Source organism: Duganella sp. FT27W (genome assembly GCF_009295655.1).
Classification (GTDB): domain Bacteria; phylum Pseudomonadota; class Gammaproteobacteria; order Burkholderiales; family Burkholderiaceae_D; genus Rugamonas; species Rugamonas zoogloeoides.
In genome coordinates, this window is record NZ_WHIV01000012.1 from 1 (window position 1) to 3545 (window position 3545).

General features: G+C 56.4%; 2 protein-coding genes and 1 rRNA gene. 1 reads left to right on the plus strand and 2 read right to left on the minus strand.

Annotated features, from left to right (window positions below):
• The first annotated feature begins 441 nt into the window (after positions 1-441).
• A complete protein-coding gene (locus F8197_RS28125; protein ID WP_152885390.1) occupies positions 442-1803 on the plus strand; it encodes a sodium-dependent transporter in 1362 nt (453 codons plus the stop codon).
• Positions 1804-2018: 215 nt separating this feature from the next.
• On the opposite strand, the gene F8197_RS28130 is transcribed toward F8197_RS28125, so the two are convergent.
• Complete coding sequence (locus F8197_RS28130; protein WP_152885392.1) at positions 2019-3260, minus strand: hypothetical protein; 1242 nt, start codon at positions 3258-3260, stop codon at positions 2019-2021.
• A 173-nt stretch (positions 3261-3433) separates the two neighbouring features.
• A 5S ribosomal RNA gene (gene rrf / locus F8197_RS28135) occupies positions 3434-3545 on the minus strand.

The following is a 3545-nucleotide window of genomic DNA, read 5'->3' on the forward strand; positions in this document are numbered from 1 at the left end:
TCTCTGTTTTTGGTTGGGTCATCGCTGACCCAAACTCGTCCCATTGGTCCGAGTTTGCTCACTCAAAATACTGACAGGCCACTATTTTCATAGCGCCTATTTCATTACTTCTTGTGAACATTTGATATGTTAAGTATCACAGCAACTAGTGCTGTGTGCACTTTCATCAAACGTCCACACTTATCGACTGTTAATTTTTAAAGAACTTATTCGGTACTGCGTTGCTGAGGAAGCGTTTTGTTCATCAGCGAAGAGGCAAGATTATGAGGCGTTTCGAATATTTCGTCAAGCACTTCTTTTTCTTCTCTACTCTCGCTTCACTCGACATTTGCATGTGTTGTTCTGCGAGGGGGCGAATTATAGCCAGTGTCCATACAAAGCTGCAAGACTTATTTTCGCGCTGCTACAATCGCAGCCTTTTACCCGGTGCGGAAAGCAGTCATGACTAATAATTCGATCAAACGTGGCGGGTTCAGCTCCAGCTTCGGCGTCCTCGCTGCCACACTGGGTTCGGCCGTCGGCCTGGGCAATATCTGGAAGTTCCCCTACCTCACCGGGGCCAATGGCGGCGCCGGCTTTTTACTGATTTATTTGCTGGCCACCTTGCTGGTCGGTCTGCCCGTCATGATTGCGGAGATCACCATGGGCCGTGCCGCCAAGGCCAACCCGATCACGGCGCTGCAAAAACTCAGCCCGAGCCGCCTGCCCTGGTGGCTGATCGGCGTATCCGGCATGCTGGCCTCGTTCCTGATCATGTCGTTTTATTCGGAAGTAGTAGCCTGGGTATTCGCCTATGTATTCAAGGCCATCGGCGGATCGATCCTTAGCAGCGATCACCAGGTCACCGAAGGCGCCTTTACCGCACTGATCAGCGATCCGCTGCAATCGCTGCTGTGGCAATGGGCAGTGCTGGCATTTATTGGCGGCATTTTGCTGATGGGCGTGACCAAGGGTATCGAGGCGGTTGCCAAGAAACTGATGCCGCTGCTGTTTTTGCTATTGCTCCTGCTCTGCGCGGTAAGCCTGTCGCTGGACAAGGCGCTCGATGGCCTAGCCTTCCTGTTCCGTCCCGATTTCAGCAAGATCACTGCGGGCGTCATCCTGACCGCGATGGGCCTGGCGTTCTTCAAACTGTCGCTGGGCATGGGCACCATGATGACTTACGGCTCCTATTTTCGCGATGATCAGAATATTCCACAAACCACGGTGCGGGTGATGATCGCCGACCTGTTTGTCTCGATGCTGGCCGGCATCGCCATCTTTCCGGCGGTGTTCACGTTTGGCTTCGCGCCATCGGCCGGGCCTTCGCTGGTGTTCATCACCATTCCGGCCGTGTTTTCGCAAATCCCCGGTGGCCACTTGCTGATGATCGTGTTCTTCGTACTGGCAGCGGTGGCCGCTACTGGTGCGATGCTGTCGCTGATGGAAGTGCCGGTCGTGATTTTGCACGAGCGTCTGGGTCTGAGTCGCGCCAGGTCGACCTTGCTCACCATCGCAGTCTTGATGGTGCTCGGTTCCAGCTGCGCGCTAACCAACAATGTGCTGGCCGACTTCAAGCTGTTCGGCATGAATATGTTCGACCTGTTCGACTTCGTCTCGTCCAATGTATTGTTGCCAATCGGCGGAATTTGCCTCGCCATATACGTAGGCTGGGTATGGGGCGCCGACCAGTTTATGCGCGCGCTGTCAAATCAGGGCGCACTGCCCAATATTGTCACAGCGCGAATTGTGCTGTTACTGCTGCGCTATGTGTCGCCATTGCTGATTCTGCTGGTGATGCTCAAGGGCTTGAACTTGCTCTGAGCCTGACGCTGACGCGACAGAAAGCAACGTTTCTACCGAACCAGCAAGCCCTCCCCGACAGGGCGTCGGTATGGCAGCTCCTGGCGCCGGCTTAGCACACTGCACCACGCAGTAACACCCGCGTCGGCGTTGGGCAAAGCGCGCGCTACATCGCGCGGCAGGTCAACCATGCGCGCGGAGTCAGCGGCGATCCTGCTCGCACGACGCGAGAGCCTCTATGGCGTCGCGAGCTGCGCCGAAGCACTGCCTTCGGGGATGATCAAGGCAAAGTCGTAGCCGTTGATCAGATTGAACAATTCGATGTCGCCCGCTGCCAGTTTGCGCGAGCCTGACCGCAGTGGGCGCAGATCAAATAACGACCAGCTGCCATCGGTGGCGCCGGCGCTGTTCAGCAGTTTGAAGGCAGGACTGTCGAGTTCGATCAATGCCGCCTGATGTGGCTTGCCGGGCCCTGTGAATCTCAACTGCTTACCCTTTGCCGCCAGCACGATCACGTGTAGCGAGGTTTTACCCAGGCCTTCGGCGCGTTCAGCCAGAAAGTTGCCGATGTCGCGATTATTGAGCGGATTGGTACCCTTGTACGCGTGATTGGCACCGACCTTGACCAGCAGCTTTTGCTCTTGCGCGCCGAGCCGGGAGGCCAGGGTCCGCTTGAATAGCGCCAGGCGCATGCGGTTGGAGAGGTCGCGATCGCCGGGGACCCGCGAAGCGCTCTTCTGATAAATGGCACGGCTTTCCAATAGTGCATCAAGCAGGCTTAGCGCAATCTGTTCCTTGGGGTCGGCCAGCAGCGGACCCAGCGAGGCCAGTTCTTCGGTCGAAGCTGACAGCATCAGGTAAGCGAGGGGGTTACCGGTATCTACCGCTTTTCTATATGCGACAGCTTCCATTTGCAGCAGCGCTTCGAGTTTGGCGCGAGCGGCAGGATTGACCGGCTGGGCCAGCATCGAGGTGATCAGGTATTTGCTGGAACCCAAAAACTCCTGGTCGATGCCCCAGTACTGAAAGCGCGGTCCTGCGGTAACGGCAAAGCCGGCCAGCATCTCTGCTTCCTCGCGCATCGTGTAAAACGCGATGGAATCGGGATAGGTGGCGTTAAATCTGGCGATTGCAGCAACCGCGTCTTGACGCTTGAGCATCCCTTCGAGCGCGCCTGTCACGACTGCACCGTTTTCCGTAACCAGGGTCGTGAAACCCACAGGGGTCAAGGCATTGAAGTAGGCAGATGAGAACTGGGCGATCTCGGCGACACCGTGATCTTCACCAAGCAGCACGTACTGCGCCTGGCGCGAAGCTTCGAGCAGCGGTGCGGCACCGGGCCCCGTTAACACCCCGTTATCAAGCGTAATAGCGAGCCGGTGGGCTTTGAGTTTGTCGAGGGGCCCGGAATCGGCAACAGCAACATCGACGACGCTCAGCGCCAGGGTGGCGGCAAGGAGGGCAAGGCGGACAAACATGGCAGTATGGGCTGATCAGGGCCCTCAGTGAATGAGTTGCCAGTTTAGCATGCCAAACTCAAGTAAGATTGCCCATGTGACAGATTCATCGCAGCACTAAAATCGCATTTCTACGCCGAAATGAAAAAAACCCCGCCAGCATTATTTGCTGGCGGGGTTTTTAGGAATAACTAGCCTGACGATAACCTACTTTCACACTGGTTGCAGCACTATCATCGGCGCAAAGTCGTTTCACGGTCCTGTTCGGGATGGGAAGGGGTGGGACCGACTTGCTATGGTCATCAG